The sequence below is a fragment of the Psychrobacter sp. 4Dc genome (assembly GCF_002836715.1).
In the GTDB taxonomy this organism is placed as follows: domain Bacteria; phylum Pseudomonadota; class Gammaproteobacteria; order Pseudomonadales; family Moraxellaceae; genus Psychrobacter.
Genome location: NZ_PJAT01000032.1, coordinates 1 through 915, shown reverse-complemented (window position 1 = coordinate 915; position 915 = coordinate 1). Strand labels below are relative to the sequence as shown.

2 protein-coding genes are annotated in these 915 nt (G+C 40.8%); both read left to right on the top strand.

Going from position 1 to position 915, the window contains the following annotated elements; genetic code table 11:
- Window positions 1-66 precede the first annotated feature (66 nt).
- The gene (locus CXF61_RS01785) at window positions 67-507 is read left to right on the top strand and encodes a transposase family protein (RefSeq protein ID WP_165596947.1); all 441 of its coding nucleotides are present in this window, start codon (window positions 67-69) and stop codon (window positions 505-507) included.
- Window positions 504-899 (top strand): transposase family protein, encoded by a 396-nt coding sequence (locus tag CXF61_RS01780; RefSeq protein WP_165596946.1) that lies wholly within the window; start codon window positions 504-506, stop codon window positions 897-899. The genes CXF61_RS01785 and CXF61_RS01780 overlap by 4 nt, the downstream gene beginning before the upstream one ends.
- Window positions 900-915 lie beyond the last annotated feature (16 nt).

Below are 915 nucleotides of genomic sequence, written 5' to 3'. Positions count from 1 at the left end.
TAGACCTCTTGCAAAAGTAGTTGTAATACACAACGTATATTATTGAACTCTACTTACTTAATAGATATGCCAAACATAGATAAGCTACTCAAAAAAAATGACGCTGGTTTTAAACGCTACACTGGCATTCATAAAGCCACCTTTTATGACATGCTTGAGGCCATGCAAGAGCATGAAGCATGTAAGACCAAATCAGGTAGACCAAGTGTGCTCAGTCTTAAGGAGCAGATACTACTAGCCCTGACTTATTGGCGTGAATACCGCACGCTTTATCATATCAGTATGGACTTTGGTATTCATGAGTCTTCTGCTAGCCGTATCGTTCGTAAAGTAGAAGACACACTGATTGACTCTGGCAAGTTTGAATTGCCCAAAAAGCTGCCTAGTCGTGTCGATGAGGACATCAATTGGTCAGTCGTCATTGTCGATGCCACCGAAACCCCAATTGAGCGTCCAAAAAAAACCAAAGAGACTACTACAGCGGTAAGAAAAAACAACACACCTTGAAAGCGCAGGTTATCGTCCATTGGCAAACCGGTTTGATACTTGATGTGCAAACCTGTAAAGGGTCAATCCACGATTTTAAGTTGTATAAAGATACTTGTCCTGATTGGTTACCTGAGAATACTAACTATCTAGCAGACAGTGGTTATCAAGGGTTAGCAAAGCTACATAACCAAACTTTCACACCATTTAAGAAACCTCGTGGTGGTCAGTTATTGGAGATATGCAAACAGGCCAATCACTATCTGGCAAAGTTCCGTATGGTGGTTGAGCACAAAATAGGCTTAATCAAGTTGTTTAAAATCGTGGCTCATAAATATCGCAACCGTCGTCAGCGCTATGATCTTAGAATGAAGCTGTTTGCTGGTATCATTAATTCCGAGCTTAAACTATGACTTTTGCAAGAGGTCT